The sequence below is a fragment of the Mesorhizobium sp. WSM3873 genome (assembly GCF_001672445.1).
Taxonomy (GTDB): domain Bacteria; phylum Pseudomonadota; class Alphaproteobacteria; order Rhizobiales; family Rhizobiaceae; genus Mesorhizobium.
The window spans coordinates 1-18698 of sequence record NZ_LYTM01000045.1 but is presented as its reverse complement, the minus strand read 5'-3'; the positions used below and the strand labels follow the sequence as shown (position 1 = coordinate 18698).

Here is an 18698-nt window from a genome sequence, read left to right as displayed (position 1 = left end):
AATTTCATGATTGCTGAAAAAACCGACGCGCCGCGCGCGGTCATCGTCATCTCCAGCCATGTCGCCCGCGGCTCGGTCGGCAACCGCGCCGCGGTCTTCGCGCTGGAGACGCTGGGTTTCCCGGTCTGGGCGGTGCCGACCGTGATCCTGCCCTGGCACCCAGGCCACAGCCGCGCCACCCGCATCGTGCCGCCGCTCGATCAGTTCAAGGCGCTGATGGCCGATCTCGAGCGCGCGCCGTGGTTGGGCGAGGTGAGCGCGGTGCTCTCGGGCTATCTCGGTGAGGCCGGCCAGGCGGAGGCCGTCGCTTCGCTGGTTGCGGCCGTCAAGGCGAGGACGCAGGATGCCCTTTATGTCTGCGACCCGGTGATGGGCGATTCGGGCGGGCTCTATGTGCCGGAGCCGACGGCCGTCGCGCTGCGAGACCGGCTGATGCCGATAGCCGACATCGCCACGCCCAACCGCTACGAGCTCGAATGGATGGCCGGCGCGCCGCTGCCCGACATCAAGTCGGTGACGGCGGCCGCCCTGCACGCCGGTCCCTACACCATGCTGGTCACCTCGGCACCCTCGATGATGGCGGGCGGCACCGGTAACTTCCTCCTCGACGACCGACAGGCGCTGCTTGCCGAGCACCGCCTGATCGAGAAGCCGCCGAACGGGTTGGGCGACCTGACGGCCGCCGTCTATCTCGCCCGCATCCTTTCCGGCCAGCCGGCGGCGAAGGCGCTGCAGTCGACCACGGCCGCCGTCTACGAGATCCTGGCGCGCACGGCGAAACGCGGCGGCGACGAGCTGCAGCTCGAGACGGACGCGCAGAGCCTGTCGCATCCGATGGCCATGGTGCAGCTTCGCCATCTCCTTCACCCCGGGCGGGACAAGCGGGCGTGACGCCAGGCGGCGGCGTGCTGGCCGGCGTCGACGGCTGCAAGGCCGGCTGGATCGCCGTCCATCGCGAACCTGGCGCGCCGCCATCGGCATCGGTCTTCGCGACTTTCGAGGCTCTGCTACACGCCCTGCCCGACGCCACGATCGCCGTTGACATGCCTATCGGCCTGCCTGATTTTTCCAGCCGCGGCGGTCGCGGGCCGGAGGCGCTGGTGCGGCCGCTGCTCGGAGCACGGCAGTCGAGCGTCTTTGCCATACCATCGCGCGCAGCGCTCTACGCCGATACCGGCAACTTCACCACGGTCGAAGCCTGGTATGCCGCGCACCGGCGGGCAAGCGAGGTGGCGATGACGACTTCCAATCCGCCGCGCGGCGTTTCCATCCAGGCCTTCGGCATTTTTTCGAAGATCCGCGAGATCGATCAGCTGTTGATCGCGCGACCGGATTTGCGCGGCCGCATCTTCGAATCGCACCCGGAAGTCGCCTTCTGCCGGCTAAACGACGGCACCGCGATGATCCTGCCCAAGAAGATCAAGGGCGCTATCAACCCGGCCGGCATGGAGGAGCGCAAGGCGCTGCTTTCCCGGCAAGGCTACGACAAGACCTTCCTCGACCAGGCCCCGCCGAAGGGTGCCGCCGGCGACGACTTCCTCGACGCGGCCGCCATGATGTTGATCGCAGGCCGCATCGCCAGCGGCGAGGCGCGGCCCTCGCCCGATCCGCCGCTTGCCGACCGCTTCGGCATTCAGATCGCCATCTGGGCATGACCGATCGGTGCGGCCGGCATGCGTTTGCGACGCCGCCATCCGCAATTCGGCATTGCCCGCGACCGGCTTTTGCCGCTAGAGGCTTTTGTCGATCGCAACGAGCTGCCGCCCCAAACCCTCGGAAAGGCTCTAGCCGCCAATGCCTCACCTTCCCGAACATCTGCTGACCGGCTATCGCAACTTCATGAGCGGCCGCTATCCCGCCGAAAGCGACCGCTACCGCTCGCTGGCGCGCGAGGGCCAGGCGCCCGAGACCATGATCGTCGCCTGCTGCGATTCCCGCTCGGCCCCCGAAGCGATCTTCGATGCCGGGCCGGGCGAGCTCTTCGTGCTGCGCAATGTCGGCAATCTCGTGCCGCCCTATGAGCCGGACGGCGAGTTCCACTCGACCTCTGCCGCGCTCGAGTTCGCCGTGCAGAGCCTGAAGGTTAAGAACATCGTGGTGATGGGCCATGGCCGCTGCGGCGGCATCCGCGCCGCGCTCGATACCAATTTTGCGCCGCTGTCGCCCGGCGATTTCATCGGCAAATGGATGAGCCTGATCGCGCCGGCTGCCGAGACCGTCTCGTCCAGCACCTTCATGACAGCGACCGAGCGCCAGACGGCGCTGGAGCGCATCTCGATCCGCTATTCGATCGCCAATCTCAGGACATTCCCTTGCGTTTCGATCCTCGAGGGCAAGGGCAAGCTTACCCTGCACGGCGCCTGGTTCGACATCTCGACCGGCGAGCTCTGGGTGATGAACAAGGAGACCGGCGATTTCGAGCGGCCGGAGCTTTGATAGAGGGCTGATGGAGCGGATCTGGTGTAGGTTTCTCCTTGCGGCAGCGCTGCTGCTGTCCGCGACGATCAGCGCCAGCGCCGATGACAGCGCCGTCATCGATCGTTGGTATTCGGCACTCCTGGTCGCCGACCGCACCGAACTGTCCGAATTGCTTTCTGAAGAGGTGCACATGAAGCTCGACGATGTCGGCGTCGTCCAGGACAAGCAGGAATTCCTCGCGTCGATCGACGAATGGCAAGGCGCGGTTGCCGGCGCCGCCATTCGCCATCGCATCGAGAAGAGCAAAAAGGGCGAGACCACGGTGCTCGCCTGCTACGATTTCCCCGAGAACGACACGCTGATGCGCGAGACCTTCACCGTCGTCGGCGGCCGCATCACCGCCAGCACCCAGACGGCGGTCGCGCAGGACTGCAGCGCCTACTGATCCTGTTGTTGCGCGGTGCCGAGCACCGCCCTACATCGGGATAACCCGCCTGCATTCAGCCCCACCAAAAGCGCCTATGGATTTGCCCATGTCAAAGACCGTCGACCTCGCCGCCCATCCGCTGACGCTTTGGCAAGGCCCGCTCGGCCTGCCCGATTTCACCCGCATCGGCGACAATGATTTCGGGCCGGTCTTCGACGCGGCGCTGGCAGCGCACCAGGCTGAGATCGACGCGATCGCCGGCAACAGCGAGGCGGCAACGATCGAAAACACGCTGGCTGCACTTGATCTCGCCGGCGAGCCGCTCGACCATGTCTCGTCGATCTTCTGGTGTCGTGCCGGCGCCCACACCAACGACACCATCCAGCAGCTGGAGCGCGAGATTTCGCCCAAGATGTCGCGGCACTTCTCCGCGATCTCGATGAACGAGAAGCTGTTTGCCCGCATCGACGACCTCTACCAGCGCCGCGACAGGCTGAGCCTCGATCCCGAGACGTTGCGTGTGCTGGAAAAGACCTGGAAAGGCTTCGTCCGCTCCGGTGCGAAGCTCGATGCGGAAGGCAAGAAGCGGCTGGCGGCAATCAACGAGGAACTCTCCTCGCTCGGCACCAAATTCGGCCAGAATGTGCTGGCCGACGAACGCGACTGGGCGCTGTTCCTCGACGAGGCTGATCTCGTCGGCCTGCCGGATTTCTTGAAGAGCTCGATGGCCGAGGCGGCCGAGATGCGTGGCCAGAAAGGTCGCTATGCGGTGACGCTGTCGCGCTCGATCTACGAGCCGTTCTCGACCTTCTCGGAGCGCCGCGACCTGCGCGAGATCGCCTTCCGCGCCTTCATCATGCGTGGCCAGAATGGCGGCGCAAGCGACAATACCGATGTGGTGCGCGACATGCTGAAGCTGCGCGCCGAGAAGGCGAGGCTGCTCGGCTATGAGTCTTTCGCGGCGCTTAAGCTCGACGACACGATGGCGAAGACGCCGAAGGCGGTGCACAACCTGCTCGATCCGGTCTGGGAAAAGGCGCTGGAAAAGGCGGCCGCCGATCAGAAGCAGCTGGAGCGGCTGGCCACCGAGGCCGGCAGCAACGAACAATTCGCGGCATGGGACTGGCGCTTCTACCAGGAGAAGCTGCGCGCCGAGAAATTCGCCTTCGACGAGGCCGAGCTGAAGCCCTACCTGCAGCTCGAGCGCGTCATCGACGCCTGCTTCGACGTCGCGACCAAGCTGTTCGGCATCAGCTTCGAAGAGAAGAAGGGCATTGCCGCCTGGCATCCCGACGCGCGCGTCTTCGTGGTCAAGAACGCGGACGGCAGCGAGCGCGGCCTGTTTCTGGCGGATTACTTCGCGCGACCCTCGAAACGCTCCGGCGCCTGGATGAGCGCGCTGAAATCCGGCTACAAACTTGGGAAAGGCGCGAAGCCCGTCATCTACAACATCATGAACTTCGCCAAGCCGCCGGCCGGCGAGCAGGCCCTTCTCTCCGTCGACGAAGCAAAGACGCTGTTTCACGAATTCGGTCACGCGCTGCACGGCATGCTGACCGACGTCACCTGGCCGTCGGTCTCCGGCACCTCGGTCAGCCGCGACTTCGTCGAACTGCCCTCGCAGCTCTATGAGCATTGGCTGACGGTGCCGGCGGTGCTGGAAAAGCATGCGCTGCACGTCAAGACCGGCAAGCCGATGCCGAAGGACCTGCTGGACAAGATGCTCGCCGCCCGCACCTTCGGCGCCGGCTTCGCCACGGTCGAGTTCACCGCCTCGGCGCTGATCGACATGGCTTATCACGCAAGGCCGGACGCGCCGGCCGAGCCGCTTCCGTTCGAGGCCGAAACGCTGGAAAAGCTGCATATGCCCGACACCATCGCCATGCGTCATCGCACCCCGCATTTCGGTCATATCTTCGCCGGCGAGGGCTATTCAGCCGGCTACTATTCCTACATGTGGTCGGAGGTGCTGGACGCCGACGCCTTTTCCGCCTTCGAGGAAACAGGCGATCCCTTCAACCCGGAACTGGCCGAGCGGCTGAGGAAGAACATCTACGCCGCCGGCGGCTCCAAGGACCCGGAAGAGCTTTACACGGCCTTCCGTGGGAAAATGCCTTCGCCCGAGGCGATGATGGTGAAAAGAGGGTTGGTGTAGCGCCAGCAAATCTCCCCCTTCAGGGGGAGATGTCGCCGAAGGCGACAGAGGGGGTCACCCGACCGCCGCGACGCCTTCAAAAGGTCGGCGCTTCACGCGCGGCAACCCCCTCTGGCCGCTTAGCGGCCATCTCGGGGGGAGATCATCGGCGCCACGGATCCTTCACCCTCGGCCATATCGGTCTCGTCAGCTTCCTGTAATCCGTCGCCGCCGGATTGCTGGGATAAGAACTCGGCGCCGCGACATAGATGATCTCGGCGGCGATCGGCGCGAAGCCGGCGTAGAAATGGTTGGTCGACTTGATCAGCAGGATGTCCTTTGACATCGGATCGACGCCGATATTGGAAAAGATGTCCGGCTCGAAGGTCTGGGTGCGGTTGGTGTTGAGGATGACGTCGACCTCGGTGTCCTCGATGCGAACCACCGCAGCCGGCCCAAGCGTCACCCGGCTCGGCCCGAAGCTTTGCCAGCCCTCGCTGACGGCCTTGAGCACCGTGACGCGCGCGTCGATCGGCTCGCCGGCCTGCGGCCCGGCCTTGCCGCCGAAGCGCAGGTCGATGACGGCGCCATCGCCGGCCGCCTGGCAGAAGGTCACCGCGATCGGATCCCAGATCGTGGCGACGCCGACACTGTCGATCCCGCGCGCCAGCAATTCGGAAAGCACGATGGTGCCGTCGCCCGGCACGCCTCCGCCCGGATTGTCCCAGATATCGGCGATCACCACCGGCTTGTCCTTCTGTGCCGCACGCACGGCAAGCGCCCGCTCGATGCCGGCGGAGGCGGAGAGCATCGTCATCGCCGTCTTTTCGCGCAGCGCATAGAGCTCGCGTCCCAGCGTCTCGGCGAGTTGGTCGCCTTTTTCCTTGTCGTTGTCGGTGACGACCAGGATGCGCGTTCCCATCTCCGGCACGTCGGCGGCCATGAAGCCGTGGATGACCGAGACCGACAGCACGCCGTCCTTGCCGTGCAGCGCTTTGATCTTATCGACGAAAGAGCGCATCGGCTCGCGGCTGGTCGGCAGCACCTGGATCATGCGGCAATCGAAGGTCGAGATCACCGGCTTGATTTCGCCCCGCGCCGCGGCAAGGCCGAGCTCGACCACATGCTCGCCGCGCTCATAGAAATCGGTGTGCGGGAATTCGAGGAAATAGGCCATGATGTCGGAGGCCGCGACGCGCTTGGGCGTCAGATGGCTGTGCGGATCGAATTCCGAGGCGATCACCACCTTCGGCCCGACGATTGCGCGCACACGCTCCAGCAGGTCGCCCTCGCAGTCGTCATAGCCCTGCGCCACCATCGCGCCGTGCAGGCCGAGGATCACCGCATCGACCGGCAGGGCGGCACTGAGCTGGTCGAGGATCTCGTCGCGCAGCGCCTCAAAAGTCTGCCGCTGCACCAGCCCGCCGGGTTCCGCCCAGGTGGCGGTGCCCTCGATGACCGTCAGGTCTTCGCTCGTCGCGCGCCGGCGCAGCGCCACGATCGGCGAGGAGCACAGCGTCGGCGTCTCCGGATGTTTTCCCGGGCCGGCATAGAAGGCCATCTCGAACGAGGCCCGGTCGGTCGGCACCGGCGAGAAGGTGTTGGTTTCCGTCGCCAGGGAGGCGGTGAAGATGCGCATCAAAACTCCGTGGACTGTTTGTTTTTGGCAATTCCCAAGGGAAAACCGCTGCACAGTTTTCCTGGAATTGCCGGGATTGCTATTTGACCGCTCCTAATGCCAGCCCGCGGACCAGGTAGCGCTGGAGCCAGATGAAGAGGATCGCCACCGGCAGCGTCGCCAGCAGCGTGGCCGCCATGACATGGTGCCATTCGATCGTGTAGCGCCCGGCGACCAGCGAGAAAACCTGGATCGGCAGCGTGTAGCTTTCCTGGCTGCGCAACATTGTGAGCGCCACGACGAACTCGTTCCAGGCGTTGATGAAGGTGAAGATCGCCGTCACAGCGATTGCCGGCAGGCAAAGCGGCAGGAACACTTTTCGCAGCGTCAGCCAGCGGCCGGCCCCTTCCATCCAGGCGGCCTCCTCGAGGTCGCGCGGAATGGTGTCGAAATAGCTCTGCAGCATCCAGACGGTGAAGGCGACGTTGAAGGCCATGTAGATGAAGCCGAGTGCCGTCGTGCTCTCGACCAGCCCCCAGGCGGCCATCAGCCTGAACAGGCCAAGCACCAGCACGATCGGCGAGATCATCTGCGAGATCAGAAGGAACTGGCGGAACGCGCCATAACCGGCAAAGCGGAAGCGCGACATGGCATAGGCCGCCGGCACCGAGATCAGGATGGCGCCGATCGTGGCGAGCGCCGAGACATAGAGCGAATTGAGAAGCGCCTGGCCGAAACCGGTCGCCACCCACATATCGGCGAAATTCGACCAGCGGAATTCGCTCGGCCACCATGTTGGCGTCAGCACTTCGGTCCGCGGCTTGACCGCGGTGAGGAACATCACCGCGAAGGGGAAGATCGTCACCACGATCAATGGCGCAAGCAGCAGCCAGGCGATGATCGAGCGTTTCAGCTTGCCGTTTCTCATGCGCGTTGCTCCCGCATGGCGAGCCGCACATAGATCATGGTGAAGATGAGCAGGATGACGAACATCACCAGCGACACCGCCGAAGCCTCGCCCAGCTTGCCGATGCGGAAGGCGAGCTTGTAGAGATGGGTGACCAATATGTCGGTGGAGTTCGCCGGTCCCCCTTGAGTCATCACCCAGATGATCGGGAAGGAGTTGAAGACGTAGATCGTGTTGAGCACGATCGCGATGTTGATGAACGGTTTTAGGAGCGGAAAGGTGATCTCGCGGAACTGCTGTAAGGGGGTCGCGCCCTCCAGCGCCGCGGCTTCGTAGAGATCGTCGGGGATCGACGACAGGCCGCCGAGGAAGATCGTGGTGGTGAACGGCACCGTCACCAGAATGCCGATCAGCACCTGCATCGGGAAGGCGGTCTCGGCGCTCGCCAGCCACTGGATGTTCTGGCTGATCAGGCCGAGCTTCATCAGCCCCGAGTTCAGCATGCCGCTTTCGCCGTTGAGGGCCCAGCGCCATACCACCGCCGTCATGGTGAGCGACACCGCCCAGGGCAGCATGATGATGACGCGGGCCAGCCCACGGCCGTAGAAGTCGGTATTGAGGATGATCGCCACCGGGATCGACAAGAGCAGCGCCCCGCCGACCACCAGCACGGTCCATAGGCCGGTGCGCCACAGGGCGGCGACAAAATCGGGATCGGCAGCAAGCGCCCGGAAATTGGCCAGTCCGCTGAAGTCGCGCAGCTGGCCAAAGCGATTCACGTCATGCGTCGAGATCTGCACGAGATCCCAGACGGGCCAGAAGATCACCACCGCCGCCAGCAAAAGGCTGGGAAGCGTCAGCAGATACGGCACGATACGGCTTTGCATCTGCTGGCTTGCACCGCGTTGCGGGTAGATGGCAGTGGCATTGGTGCTCAAGGCACGTCCCCGCATTCGAATTTCGCTGGCCTGCCGGCTTGGCTGTCGTTCTTCCTGGGCAATTGCTTCAGGATTTGCATTCCTCGCCGGCGTTTGAGCCGACATCGATGATTGTCCTTGCCTGAACCGATTGCCCGGTCGTTCTTAAACCGCGCCCATTCTCCTGGGATTGCCACACCGGACAGATGTGGCGCGCCCCGACGGGGTGGGGCGCGCCACGGGCGCAGGGAGATACGCCCTATTTCTTCAGTACGCCGTTGGCCTTGTCTGCCGCCTCCTTCAAAGCGGCCTCCGGCTCGGCGCTGCCGAGATAGATCTTCTGCATGGCGTCGGAAGTGATCTGGGCGATTTCTTCCCAGCCCGGGATGACCGGCGCGAAGCGAGCGTCGGGCAACAGCGCGGTGAAGGCGGCGAGGTCGGCGTTGTTGACGTAATAGTCCATCTTCGCCTCTTCCTTGTTCACGGGCAGGAAGCCTTCGCCTTGCGTGAACTTGGCGCGCTGCTCCTTGGTGAACAGGAAGTCGAGCAGCTTCCAGGCCTCGTCCTTGTTCTTGGAGTTCTTGAACATGATTATGGAATCGGTGACGCCATAGGTGCCGCGCGCGCCGGTCGGCCCGGCCGGAATGGCGGCGACGCCGTATTTCAGGCTCGGTGCCTCTTCCTTGATCTGGTTGGAGAGGAATGGCGCGGTGATCATCATGCCGACCTTGCCCTGCTTGAACAGGTTCTGCACGTCCTCGCGGTTGTTGGAGGTCACGCCAGGCTCGGTCAGGCCCTCGTCGATCATCGACTTGTAAAGCTTGGCCGCTTCAAGCGCGCCCGGCGTGCTCAGGCCCGACGTGCCGTCCTTGTTGAGGATCTCGGTGCCGAATGACCACATCGCGTAGTAGTAATAGACGTCCGTCTCGATCTCCTTGCCTTGCAGGCCGTAGCCGAAGGCGCCGACCGCCTTGATCTTGCGCGCGTCCTCCTGCAACTCGGTCCAGGTTGCCGGCGGCTTGGCTATGCCGGCCTTCTCGAACAACTCCTTGTTGTAATACATGGCACGCGCCGAGGCGGCGATCGGCAGGCCATAGGTATGGCCGTTCATGATCGAGGGCTGCAGGAAGGTGTCTATGAAGCGGTCCTTGAACTCGGGCTTAATGTAGCTATCGAGCGGCTCGGCGACGTCTTGCTGCACGAAGTCGATCAGCCAGCGCGTGCCGATGATCGACAGATCTGCATTGGTGCCGGCAGTGATGTCGGTGGTCAGCTTCTGCAGGAGCACGTCCCACGGCACCACTTCATATTTGATGGTGATGCCGGGATTGGCCGCCTCGAACTCCTTCTTCACCTCTTCGAAATAGGGGCCGGTCTTGGCGCTGTATTCGGCGACGGTGACGCGCACCTCGCCCGCATCGGCCGGCGCGGCAAGCGCCAGCATGCTCATTCCGGCCAACAGGCCGACAGTCCATTTCGCAAGGCTCATCTGATCTCCTCCCATGATGCGCATTCGCGCCTGGCCCGGTGGGCACAGGATTTATGTTACTTTCCTACATTATCGATGGTTTTCGGGGAAGCAAGCAGTTTATCATGTTGCTTAATTACATTTCGTTGAGTAGCGTTCTCTCCCTGTCTGAAGAGGCGAGGAGCACTGATCGTGGTGTCGCAGGGCGATTTCGAGGGCAAGACAATTGTCGTCACCGGCGCCGGCGGGGGTCTTGGCTCGGCGATCGTGGCGCTGATGGACGAGCGCGGCGGCCGCATCGTCGGCTGCGACCAGTCGGCCGAGGCGCTGACCAGCCCGTACATCGCCTCGTGCCACGTTTTCAACCTGCTCGACCGCACCTCGATCGAAGCGGCGATCTCAAGCCTGCTCGACAAGGACGGCGTGCCGGATATCCTTGTCAACAATGCCGGCTGGACGCGCGCCGAGACGCTGAAAGCGTTGACGCCGGACAGAATAGAACAGGAGCTCGACCTCAACCTCGCCGGCGTGATGAGTTTCGCCGATCCGCTGGTCAAGGCGATGGCCGCGCGCGGCTCGGGCAGCGTCGTCTTCATCTCCTCGGTCAACGCCATCGCGCATTTCGGCAATCCGGCCTATGCCGCCGCCAAGGCCGGCATCAACGCTTACGCCAAGTCGATCGCCGTCGAACTTGGCCGCAGCGGCGTGCGCGCCAACGTCGTCTGCCCTGGCTCGATCCGCACCGCCGCCTGGGATCATCGCCTGGCTAAGGATCCCGAGATCCTCGGCCGGCTGAAGCGGCTCTATCCGCTCGGCCGCATCGTGAATGCGTCGGAAGTGGCCGAGGCCGTGGCTTTCCTTGCTTCCGACCGCGCATCCGGCATAACGGGCGCCGTGGTGCCGGTGGACGCCGGACTGACAGCCGGCTACCTGCCTTTCATCGACGACATTTTGGGAGCGTGACCATGACCGATGTCCAGTTTCGCAACCTGTCGAAATCCTTCGGCCAGCATAAAATCCTCGAGGACATCAACCTCGAGATCAAGAGCGGCGAGTTCGTCGTGCTGGTTGGTCCGTCCGGCTGCGGCAAGTCCACGCTCCTGCGCATGCTGGCCGGGCTGGAGACGATCTCCTCCGGTGATCTCGTGATCAGCGGCACCCGTGCCAACGACCTGCCGCCGCAGAAGCGCAACATCGCCATGGTCTTCCAGTCCTATGCCCTGTTCCCGCATCTGAGGGCCGCCGACAATATCGGCTTCGGCCCGAAGATCCGCGGCGAGACGCGTGCCGCGATCGACGACAAGGTGAAGAAAGCGTCCGGCGTGCTCAACCTCTTCTCCTATCTCGACCGCTATCCCAGGCAGTTGTCCGGCGGCCAGCGTCAGCGCGTCGCCATGGGCCGCGCCATCGTGCGTGAGCCCTCCGTCTTTCTGTTCGATGAGCCGCTCTCCAATCTCGACGCGCAGTTGCGCGTGCAGATGCGCACCGAGATCAAGGCGCTGCACCAGCGGCTGAAATCGACCATCGTCTACGTCACCCACGACCAGATCGAGGCCATGACCATGGCCGACCGCATCGTCGTGATGGATCGTGGCCGCATCCAACAGGTCGGACAGCCGCTCGAACTCTACGACCGGCCGGCCAACAAGTTCGTCGCCGGCTTCATCGGCTCGCCGTCGATGAGTTTTGTTTCCGGCGCGCTGAAGACCGCCGACGCCAAGTCCTGGTTCGAGACCAAAGGCGGCGGCCGGCTGGCGCTTGCCGGCAAGACAGCGTCCGGCGGCGACACGGTCGAGGCGGGCATCCGCCCCGAGCATTTCATCATCGGCGCGCGTGACGATGCCATCGCCATCGACGTCGACGTGGTCGAGCCGACCGGCTCAGAGACCCATGTCTATGGCTCGATCGGCGACGATACGGTACGCGCCGTGTTCCGCGACCGGCTGCAGGTGAAGCCGGGTGACCGGCTGCCGGTGAGCGTCGACCCGCGCAACATCCATCTCTTCGACAAGGCGACGGGCCTGCCGCTGTGAGATGAAAGGATGAAGACCCCGGCCGACATCATCACCCGCCTGCAACTGATGTCGCAGGACGGCACCAAATCGGACCGCCGGCTGGCCGGCTTGGTGCTTTCCGATCTCGATTTCGCCTCCAAGGCAGCGATTTCGGAGATTGCCGCGCGTGTCGGCGTCAGCGAGCCGACCGTCACCCGCTTCTGCCGCAATCTCGGCTGCGAGGGCCTGCGCGATTTCAAATTCTATTTGGCGCAGGCGATCGCCATCGGCGGTCAGTACCTGTCGCCGGAACCGCTCAGCCGCGACGCGCGCGAGCAGCGCATCGCTTCCGCCATTACCGAGGCAGCGGTCGCCGCCATCCAGCGCGCCAGCGAAAATCTCGACATGACGACGCTGATGGCTGTCGGCGCCCGCATCGCCGGTTCCGGCAATGTGCTGTGCATCGGCTCCGGCGGCATCTCCTCGATGATGGCGACGGAGATGCAAAATCGGCTGTTCCGGCTGGGCCTCTCGGCGCTCGCCCAGGTCGACGGCCAGTTACAGCGCATGTATGCGGCGGTCGCGACACCGGAGACGACGCTGGTCGCCTTCTCGGTCTCGGGCTATGCCCGCTCGGTCATCGAGGCGGTCGAGGTCGCGCAGCAATATGGCGCAGCCACCGTCGCCATCACCGCGCCCGATTCGGCTTTGGCCAAGGTCGCCGACACGGTCATCCAGCTGCAGTCTTTCGAGGACGGCAATATCTACAAGCCGACCTCGTCGCGCTACGCGCTGCTTGCCATTCTCGACATGATCGCCACCACTGTGGCGGAATCGCGCGGGCCGAAGGTGCTGGAGAACCTGCGCCGCATCAAGCAGAGCGTGAACACGCTGAAGGTCGACGATCCGAAGCTGCCGCTGGGAGATTGAAGCGCCGGCGCTGAACTGCCGATCGCCACGAGTGGGAACCCAAGCAGAGGAAATGTCCGGCAGGACAAAGGCGGGCGCCGGCCCGCCTACCTCTCAAGTTTGGATTACCCGGAAAGCGCCTCGACGCTCTTCGCCAGTTCGGCCGCATCACCCCCTATCCGCAGCGTCTTCAGCCGGGACGTGCCCCCAGCCACTACCGAAACCGCCGATCCCGGCACGCCAAGCGCCTTCGCCACCATCCGCTCCAGCGCCGTATTGGCGGCGCCGTTCTCCGGCACCGCGCGCACACGGGCCTTGAGATGGCTGCGCCCGTCGGCGGCCATCTCAATGCCTTCGATCCGATCCACCGCCGCCTTCGGCGTCAGCCGCACGAAAAGGTCGATGCCGTCGTCGCGCGGACGGAACGGCGAGGCCATGGAACAGCCTTAAGCGACCCAGGAGAAGACGGTGGTGATCAAAAACTGGCGGATGAAGAAGATGATCAAAAGAAGAATGATCGGCGAGATGTCGATGCCGCCAAGATCGGGCATGTAGCGACGGATCGGCCGCAGCGCCGGCTCGGTCAGACGGTAAAGCATATTGCCGACGGTGCCGACGAACTGGTTGCGCGAGTTGACGACGTTGAAGGCATAGAGCCAGGAAAAGATCGCCGAGGCGATGATGATCCACCAGTAGATATCAAGCGCCATGACGATGGTTTGAATAAGGGCGATCATGCCGGTCTCCAAATTGTCGCCGACATGTAGCCATTGCGCGCGGAACCGGCAAGACCCGGCCGTTTCGGCGCTCGATGCCGGGCAGCCGTTTCGCCTTGACATCAAACCGCCGCGACCGATACAAGCCGATCCGCTGGAACGGGGCTGTAGCTCAGCTGGGAGAGCGCATCGTTCGCAATGATGAGGTCAGGGGTTCGATCCCCCTCAGCTCCACCAGCCGAAAGCAGGGGCGGGCTCTGGGCCCGCCAGTCGCTCAGTCATCCCAATCGTCCCAATTGTCTTCATCCTGCCGCGGATAGCTGGGGATGACGCGGACAATCGGCCGCCGGCGCTCGTAGCGCCAGTAATACTCGTCCGACGGCTGCGGCTCGTAGGTGCGATAGATCGGCCGGTAGTGCCGCTCGCGCTTCCAATGCTTGTGCTTCTTGTGCGGGCGCACGCAATAGCCGTCTTCGGTCAGGTACGCGCATGTCACATGCGCCTGCTGCACGAGGCCGTCTCCAGCCGGGATACCGATCATCGGCGCCGCCTGAACCGCGGGCGCCAGCGCCAGCATGGTGCCGGCAAGGGTAAGGACGGACAATTTCATCGACCTCTCCATCGTCTCGAATTGGGCGGCCGAAAGACCTTCGGATTCAGGACGATTTGCGGCGACCAGCATCACTTTTCTTTCCCGCCGCACATATGAGCGTCAGATCATGTTTCCACTAGCATCCTGCGTCCTGCACGCCGGCGGCTCTGTTTCCAGGTCACGAATTGGCAACGAGAAGCCATCTTCCGCGTCATTCCCACGAAACAGACGGGGCGCATTCGGTTGGGCGTCCCGCCGCCGACGTATCCGCCATCCCAACGGAGGAAGTATCAATGTCAGTGGTGGGAATCCTGCTCCATCTCGGCCGAGCCATCATCCATGCGCACAACAACGCCAAGGTCAGGAACCTGATGGACGCCTCGCCGCCCGAAACCCGCAGAGACATGGGCCGGCAAGTTTCACCCGGCGCCTCCGAAAAAGAGCACGGCGCCATTCATCCCGGCGGACGCTAAGGCACTTCCAGGACAAGTGCGAATTGGACGCTCCGCGTGGCCGGTATTGCCCGATCATCTGGAGACCGCCGTCGCTTTGCGATTGCGCTGTCGCGCATAGGCCACGCAGGCGTCCACCGTGCTGACGCAGAGCGCATCGATGCTGTTGGGCAAATTGTTGTCGCCGGCATAGGTCACTTCCGCGACACGGCCGCCGAGCATGCGAATCTGCGTGTTGCAATAGCCGCCGGGCGCGACGTTGACGGACCCTCCAACCGCGGGGATAGCGCCCAGGGCCATGGTCGGCACCGCGATGTTGAGGTTGCCGCGCTGCACGCTGCGCTGATAGGTCCAGATCTGGCCGGAAGGTCCCACATCGGCGGTCGCGGTCGGAAAGCCGGCGCACATGCGGACATCGGCCTCGCTGAGGCCGACCATTTCCCGGCGGGCGGCGGCCGTGGTGGCATCCTCTTTCGCGACCCGCGACGTATCGTCGGGGATGACGCAGGACGACAGGATGGAGATGCCTGCCGCAACAAGGGCAAGTTTTCGAATGCGCAAAGATGTCATGCCGTCGGTCGGAGTTGCGTGCCGCCCCAGCGCCTCTTGCCTACCTAGGCAAGCGGGCAAGGGCGTCAACCCGTCGAGGTCCGCGAATTCCGGGCAAAGGCGAGGGCGCCTATCGCTCCATGCGCTCACGTCACCCGCAAATAGCTCGTCATGCCCGTCTTCTGGTGCTCGATGATGTGGCAGTGGAGCAGCCAGTCGCCGGGGTTGTCGGCGACAAAGCCCAGCTGCACCTTCTCGTCGGGCTGGATCAGATAGGTGTCGGAGATAAGCGGCTGGACCGCGCGCGTCGAGGACGACAGCACCTTGAAGCTCATGCCGTGCAGGTGGATCGGGTGCGCGTGCGGCGTCAGGTTTTCCATGTCGATGATGTAGCTTTGGCCGAGTTTCAGCTCGGCCAGCGGCGCGGTCGGGTCCGGCGTGTCGCCCGGCCACGGCACTTTGTTGATCGCCCAGAAACTATAGCCGAGCGACCCACAGATGCTGTCGGCCGCGACATTTTCGGCCGTGGCGCTCAGCGCCAGCGGAATGCGCCTCGCGGCGGCGACGTCCACCTCCGCCACCGGATTGGGCTCGAGCGGGCCGAGATCGCGAAGATCGCGCTTGAGCGATTGGCCGACCGCACGCAGTGTCGCCAGAACCTTTGGCTTCGTGCCCCTGACATCCCGCAGGCTGACGATCGCGCCTTCGTCGTCGGGCATGCGGATGGCAAGCTCCAGCCGTTGTCCGGGCCCGAGCTGCAGGGCGTCGGGCGCAAAGCGCTGCGGCACCGGATTGCCGTCGAGCGCGATGACGGCGGCCTCGGCGCCGTCGACGCGGAAGCCATAGATGCGCGTGACGTCGGTGATGGCGGCCCGCAGCCGCACCAGCCCGCCGGCCGGCGCGTCATATTGCGGCTGGTCGAGCCAGTTGGCCGTGCGCACCGTGCCATAGGTGCCGCTGCGCGCCGCATCGCGCGGCCGGAACTGCGCGATGAACTGGCCGTCATCGCCGAGGCGCCAGTCGCGCAGATTGAGCGCCACTTCGGCATCGAAGGCAGGATCGTTCGGGTTTTCCACCACGATGACGCCGGTCAGCCCATGGCCCATCTGTTCCAGCGTGTTGCAATGCGGGTGATACCAGAAGGTGCCGGCGTCTGGCGGCGCGAAGGCGTAGTCGAAATGATCGCCCTGATACACATAGGGCTGGATCACGAACGGCACGCCGTCCATCTTGTTGGGAACGCGGATGCCATGCCAGTGGATGGTAGTCGGGTCGTCGATGCCGTTGACGAGCCGCGCAGCGAATGGCTTGCCTTTCTTCATCCTGATGACCGGCGGCGGGCCGGCCTCGCCATAGGTCAGGACATTCTTCGTTGGCGCGCCGGCCATCAGCTGCGCTGCAATGCCTGCAGTCTTCAAGATCAGCGGTTCGGGTTTCGCCCAGCCGGCTAACTTGCCGGCGGTCGAGAGGCCGATGCCGGCGGCGCCGGCCGCCGCGGCGCCCTGCAGGAGTCTGCGGCGTGTGAAGACCGACATTGAGAATCCGAAATGGGTGAGTGGCGGCTTCAGGCTCTACCACCATTCGCGCATATCCCGAAACGGACAGATCGCCGCTCCCGAAAGCCAAATCGAATCCCAGGCTGAATGCGGCAGGCAGTGATCCTGATCAATCTCCTACGGCGGCGAAATGTCCGCCGCCGCAATCCTTGAGCACCAGTTTCGGCACGCTCTCCCCGATCCGCCGCGTCGCGCTTGGAATTTCGCGCTCGAGACGGGCAAAGCGTGTCCGGCGCAATGACGGATCGGGAACAGGCACGGCCTCGATCAGCCGCCGCGTATAGGGATGGCGCGGATTGGAGAACACCTGGTCGCGACTGCCGATCTCGACGATCTGGCCGAGATACATGACGGCGACACGATCCGAGACGTTTTCGACCACCGCCATGTCGTGCGAGATGAACAGATAGGCGACGCCGAATTCGCGCTGCAGCTCCTTCAGGAGATCGAGCACGCGCGCTTGCACCGAAACGTCGAGCGCCGAAACGCTCTCGTCGGCGATGATCAGCTTCGGCCTCAGCGCGAGCGCCCGCGCGATGCAGATGCGTTGGCGCTGGCCGCCCGAGAATTCATGCGGATAAAGCTCCATCTGCTCAGACGACAGACCGACCCGCTCGAACAGCGCTGCCACGCGTTCCCGCCGTTCTTCCTTCGAGCCGATGCCGTGGATCAGCAACGGCTCCGCCACCAGTTCGCCGACGCGCATGCGCGGATCGAGCGAGGCATAAGGATCCTGAAAGACCATCTGCACGTCGCGCCGCACCGCCTTGCGCTCGTCGCGCCCGAGGCGGGACAATTCTCGTCCGCCGATCGTCACGCCGCCGCTATAAGGAACGAGGCCGGCCAGCGCCTTGGCGGTGGTCGACTTGCCGCAGCCGGATTCGCCGACCAGCGCCAGCGTCTCGTTCGGCGCGATCGAGAAGCTGATGCCCTCGACGGCATGCACCCTTCGGTTGACGCGGCCGAAGAAGCCGCCACGCAGATCGAAGCGGACATGCAGGTCTTTCACGACCGCCACCTTGTCTTGCATTGCCGCCATGTCGGACTCGCCGGAAGCCCGGCGTCGCGCGCCCGAGCCGATGCGCGGAACGGCGGCAAGAAGCTCGCGCGTATACGCGGCTTGCGGCCTCGCAAAAATAGCCGATGTCGTCCCCTCTTCGACCATGCGGCCGTTGCGCATGACGATCACCCGATCGGCCATTTCGGCGACGACGCCCATGTCGTGGGTGATCAGGATCACGCTGGTGCCGTGCTGGCGCTGCAGGTCGCGCAGCAGTTCAAGCACCTCGCCCTGCACGGTCACGTCGAGCGCCGTCGTCGGCTCGTCGGCGATCAGCACGGCGGGTTCGAGCGCCAGCGCCATCGCGATCATCACCCGCTGGCGCATGCCGCCGGACAGCTCGTGCGGAAATTGTTTCAGCCGGCTTTCGGCCTCGGAGATGCGCACCGCCTTCAGCGCCGCGACCGCGCGCAGCTTAGCCTCCGTGTGGGATACACCGGTATGCGCCTCGATCGATTCGGTGAGCTGCCGGCCGATCGACAGCACCGGATTGAGCGAGGTCATCGGCTCCTGGAAGATCATGGCGATGCGGTCGCCGCGAATGTCGCGCATGCGCCGTTCGTCGAGCACCGTCAGCTCGACGGCACTGCCATCCTTATCGCGAAGCCGGATCGTGCCGGCGGCGATGCGGCCGGCCGGCTGCGGCAGCAATTGCATGATTGCCAGCGCGGTCATCGACTTGCCGGAGCCGGACTCGCCGGCGATGCACAGCGTCTCGCCGCGTTTGAGAGACAGCGACAGGCCGGATACCACCTCGCGCTCGCCATCCTCGCCGCGCACGCTGACGCTGAGGCCGGCGATTTCCAGCACCGCCTCGCCGGCCAGCGCTGATGGAACTTCGCGAACGCTTTGAGTCATTGCTCTCCCCGAGCAAGTCGGAGCGCCGGTCCCCACCCGGACCTTTGGTCCGACCTCCCGACGACGGGGAGGTACGGCGCTGGCGTTTTACCCTCCCTCTTGTGGGGAGGGTCGCTGCGAAGC

General features: G+C 64.4%; 19 protein-coding genes and 1 tRNA gene. 10 read left to right on the top strand and 10 right to left on the bottom strand.

Annotated features, from left to right (window positions below):
* The first annotated feature begins 6 nt into the window (after positions 1–6).
* The 5 genes from pdxY (at position 7) to A9K71_RS23000 (ending at position 5000) form a co-directional block, all read left to right on the top strand.
* On the top strand, positions 7–891 hold the full coding sequence (gene pdxY / locus A9K71_RS23020; RefSeq protein WP_067001433.1) for a pyridoxal kinase PdxY: 885 nt from the start codon (positions 7–9) through the stop codon (positions 889–891).
* Positions 888–1655 (top strand): DUF429 domain-containing protein, encoded by a 768-nt coding sequence (locus A9K71_RS23015; protein WP_067001430.1) that lies wholly within the window; start codon positions 888–890, stop codon positions 1653–1655. Before pdxY ends, A9K71_RS23015 begins: the two co-directional genes overlap by 4 nt.
* 139 nt (positions 1656–1794) lie before the next feature.
* Positions 1795–2436, top strand: a complete 642-nt coding sequence (locus tag A9K71_RS23010; protein ID WP_067001427.1) for a carbonic anhydrase — start codon at positions 1795–1797, stop codon at positions 2434–2436.
* A gap of 10 nt (positions 2437–2446) precedes the next feature.
* Positions 2447–2863: a hypothetical protein gene (locus A9K71_RS23005; protein WP_067001424.1), complete on the top strand. Its 417-nt coding sequence runs from the start codon at positions 2447–2449 to the stop codon at positions 2861–2863.
* Between the two features lie 82 nt (positions 2864–2945).
* A complete protein-coding gene (locus A9K71_RS23000) occupies positions 2946–5000 on the top strand; it encodes a M3 family metallopeptidase (protein ID WP_067002163.1) in 2055 nt (684 codons plus the stop codon).
* Positions 5001–5142: 142 nt separating this feature from the next.
* Here the strand turns inward: A9K71_RS23000 and A9K71_RS22995 are convergent, their stop codons facing one another.
* From A9K71_RS22995 to A9K71_RS22980, 4 genes are all read right to left on the bottom strand, one after another.
* The gene (locus A9K71_RS22995) at positions 5143–6618 is read right to left on the bottom strand and encodes a M81 family metallopeptidase (RefSeq protein ID WP_067001421.1); all 1476 of its coding nucleotides are present in this window, start codon (positions 6616–6618) and stop codon (positions 5143–5145) included.
* Positions 6619–6697: 79 nt separating this feature from the next.
* Entirely contained in the window at positions 6698–7525 is an 828-nt protein-coding gene (locus tag A9K71_RS22990) for a carbohydrate ABC transporter permease (RefSeq protein ID WP_067001418.1), read from the bottom strand.
* Entirely contained in the window at positions 7522–8391 is an 870-nt protein-coding gene (locus A9K71_RS22985; RefSeq protein WP_067002161.1) for a sugar ABC transporter permease, read from the bottom strand. The genes A9K71_RS22990 and A9K71_RS22985 overlap by 4 nt, the downstream gene beginning before the upstream one ends.
* Positions 8392–8680: 289 nt before the next feature.
* Positions 8681–9910 carry a sugar ABC transporter substrate-binding protein gene (locus A9K71_RS22980; RefSeq protein WP_067002159.1) on the bottom strand — a complete coding sequence of 410 codons (1230 nt, stop codon included), beginning with the start codon at positions 9908–9910 and terminating at the stop codon, positions 8681–8683.
* Positions 9911–10081: 171 nt separating this feature from the next.
* Between A9K71_RS22980 and A9K71_RS22975 the strand changes: the two genes are divergently transcribed.
* Genes A9K71_RS22975 through A9K71_RS22965 form a run of 3 tightly spaced genes read left to right on the top strand, consistent with a single transcriptional unit; the run spans position 10082 to position 12813 of the window.
* Positions 10082–10852 carry an SDR family oxidoreductase gene (locus A9K71_RS22975; RefSeq protein WP_067001415.1) on the top strand — a complete coding sequence of 257 codons (771 nt, stop codon included), beginning with the start codon at positions 10082–10084 and terminating at the stop codon, positions 10850–10852.
* A gap of 2 nt (positions 10853–10854) precedes the next feature.
* On the top strand, positions 10855–11922 hold the full coding sequence (gene ugpC / locus A9K71_RS22970; protein WP_067001413.1) for a sn-glycerol-3-phosphate ABC transporter ATP-binding protein UgpC: 1068 nt from the start codon (positions 10855–10857) through the stop codon (positions 11920–11922).
* Positions 11923–11931: 9 nt separating this feature from the next.
* Positions 11932–12813 carry a MurR/RpiR family transcriptional regulator gene (locus tag A9K71_RS22965; RefSeq protein WP_067001412.1) on the top strand — a complete coding sequence of 294 codons (882 nt, stop codon included), beginning with the start codon at positions 11932–11934 and terminating at the stop codon, positions 12811–12813.
* A gap of 104 nt (positions 12814–12917) precedes the next feature.
* On the opposite strand, the gene A9K71_RS22960 is transcribed toward A9K71_RS22965, so the two are convergent.
* On the bottom strand, positions 12918–13229 hold the full coding sequence (locus A9K71_RS22960; RefSeq protein ID WP_067001410.1) for a DUF167 family protein: 312 nt from the start codon (positions 13227–13229) through the stop codon (positions 12918–12920).
* A 9-nt stretch (positions 13230–13238) separates the two neighbouring features.
* The gene (locus tag A9K71_RS22955) at positions 13239–13529 is read right to left on the bottom strand and encodes a YggT family protein (RefSeq protein WP_067002157.1); all 291 of its coding nucleotides are present in this window, start codon (positions 13527–13529) and stop codon (positions 13239–13241) included.
* Between the two features lie 140 nt (positions 13530–13669).
* Here A9K71_RS22955 and A9K71_RS22950 point away from each other — a divergent pair.
* A tRNA-Ala gene (locus A9K71_RS22950) sits at positions 13670–13745 on the top strand.
* 37 nt (positions 13746–13782) lie between these two features.
* Here A9K71_RS22950 and A9K71_RS22945 read toward each other — a convergent pair.
* Entirely contained in the window at positions 13783–14118 is a 336-nt protein-coding gene (locus tag A9K71_RS22945; RefSeq protein WP_143749108.1) for a hypothetical protein, read from the bottom strand.
* 275 nt (positions 14119–14393) lie between these two features.
* Between A9K71_RS22945 and A9K71_RS22940 the strand changes: the two genes are divergently transcribed.
* Entirely contained in the window at positions 14394–14573 is a 180-nt protein-coding gene (locus tag A9K71_RS22940) for a hypothetical protein (protein ID WP_067001405.1), read from the top strand.
* Between the two features lie 54 nt (positions 14574–14627).
* On the opposite strand, the gene A9K71_RS22935 is transcribed toward A9K71_RS22940, so the two are convergent.
* From A9K71_RS22935 to A9K71_RS22925, 3 genes are all read right to left on the bottom strand, one after another.
* Positions 14628–15122 (bottom strand): hypothetical protein, encoded by a 495-nt coding sequence (locus tag A9K71_RS22935; RefSeq protein WP_067001403.1) that lies wholly within the window; start codon positions 15120–15122, stop codon positions 14628–14630.
* A gap of 125 nt (positions 15123–15247) precedes the next feature.
* Positions 15248–16636 carry a multicopper oxidase family protein gene (locus tag A9K71_RS22930; RefSeq protein ID WP_067001399.1) on the bottom strand — a complete coding sequence of 463 codons (1389 nt, stop codon included), beginning with the start codon at positions 16634–16636 and terminating at the stop codon, positions 15248–15250.
* Between the two features lie 130 nt (positions 16637–16766).
* Positions 16767–18575 (bottom strand): ABC transporter ATP-binding protein, encoded by a 1809-nt coding sequence (locus tag A9K71_RS22925; protein WP_067001396.1) that lies wholly within the window; start codon positions 18573–18575, stop codon positions 16767–16769.
* Positions 18576–18698: the final 123 nt, after the last annotated feature.

What these genes read in the sequence shown, in the direction of transcription:
- A9K71_RS23005 (WP_067001424.1), top strand. Translation starts at nt 2,447, where the DNA reads ATGGAGCGGATCTGGTGTAGGTTTCTCCTTGCGGCAGCGCTGCTGCTG.
- A9K71_RS22930 (WP_067001399.1), bottom strand. Translation starts at nt 16,636, where the DNA reads ATGTCGGTCTTCACACGCCGCAGACTCCTGCAGGGCGCCGCGGCGGCC.
- A9K71_RS22945 (WP_143749108.1), bottom strand. Translation starts at nt 14,118, where the DNA reads ATGAAATTGTCCGTCCTTACCCTTGCCGGCACCATGCTGGCGCTGGCG.
- A9K71_RS22995 (WP_067001421.1), bottom strand. Translation starts at nt 6,618, where the DNA reads ATGCGCATCTTCACCGCCTCCCTGGCGACGGAAACCAACACCTTCTCG.
- A9K71_RS22985 (WP_067002161.1), bottom strand. Translation starts at nt 8,391, where the DNA reads ATGCAAAGCCGTATCGTGCCGTATCTGCTGACGCTTCCCAGCCTTTTG.
- A9K71_RS22990 (WP_067001418.1), bottom strand. Translation starts at nt 7,525, where the DNA reads ATGAGAAACGGCAAGCTGAAACGCTCGATCATCGCCTGGCTGCTGCTT.
- pdxY (WP_067001433.1), top strand. Translation starts at nt 7, where the DNA reads ATGATTGCTGAAAAAACCGACGCGCCGCGCGCGGTCATCGTCATCTCC.
- A9K71_RS22955 (WP_067002157.1), bottom strand. Translation starts at nt 13,529, where the DNA reads ATGATCGCCCTTATTCAAACCATCGTCATGGCGCTTGATATCTACTGG.
- A9K71_RS22965 (WP_067001412.1), top strand. Translation starts at nt 11,932, where the DNA reads ATGAAGACCCCGGCCGACATCATCACCCGCCTGCAACTGATGTCGCAG.
- A9K71_RS22960 (WP_067001410.1), bottom strand. Translation starts at nt 13,229, where the DNA reads ATGGCCTCGCCGTTCCGTCCGCGCGACGACGGCATCGACCTTTTCGTG.
- ugpC (WP_067001413.1), top strand. Translation starts at nt 10,855, where the DNA reads ATGACCGATGTCCAGTTTCGCAACCTGTCGAAATCCTTCGGCCAGCAT.
- A9K71_RS22925 (WP_067001396.1), bottom strand. Translation starts at nt 18,575, where the DNA reads ATGACTCAAAGCGTTCGCGAAGTTCCATCAGCGCTGGCCGGCGAGGCG.
- A9K71_RS22940 (WP_067001405.1), top strand. Translation starts at nt 14,394, where the DNA reads ATGTCAGTGGTGGGAATCCTGCTCCATCTCGGCCGAGCCATCATCCAT.
- A9K71_RS22980 (WP_067002159.1), bottom strand. Translation starts at nt 9,910, where the DNA reads ATGAGCCTTGCGAAATGGACTGTCGGCCTGTTGGCCGGAATGAGCATG.
- A9K71_RS22935 (WP_067001403.1), bottom strand. Translation starts at nt 15,122, where the DNA reads ATGACATCTTTGCGCATTCGAAAACTTGCCCTTGTTGCGGCAGGCATC.
- A9K71_RS23010 (WP_067001427.1), top strand. Translation starts at nt 1,795, where the DNA reads ATGCCTCACCTTCCCGAACATCTGCTGACCGGCTATCGCAACTTCATG.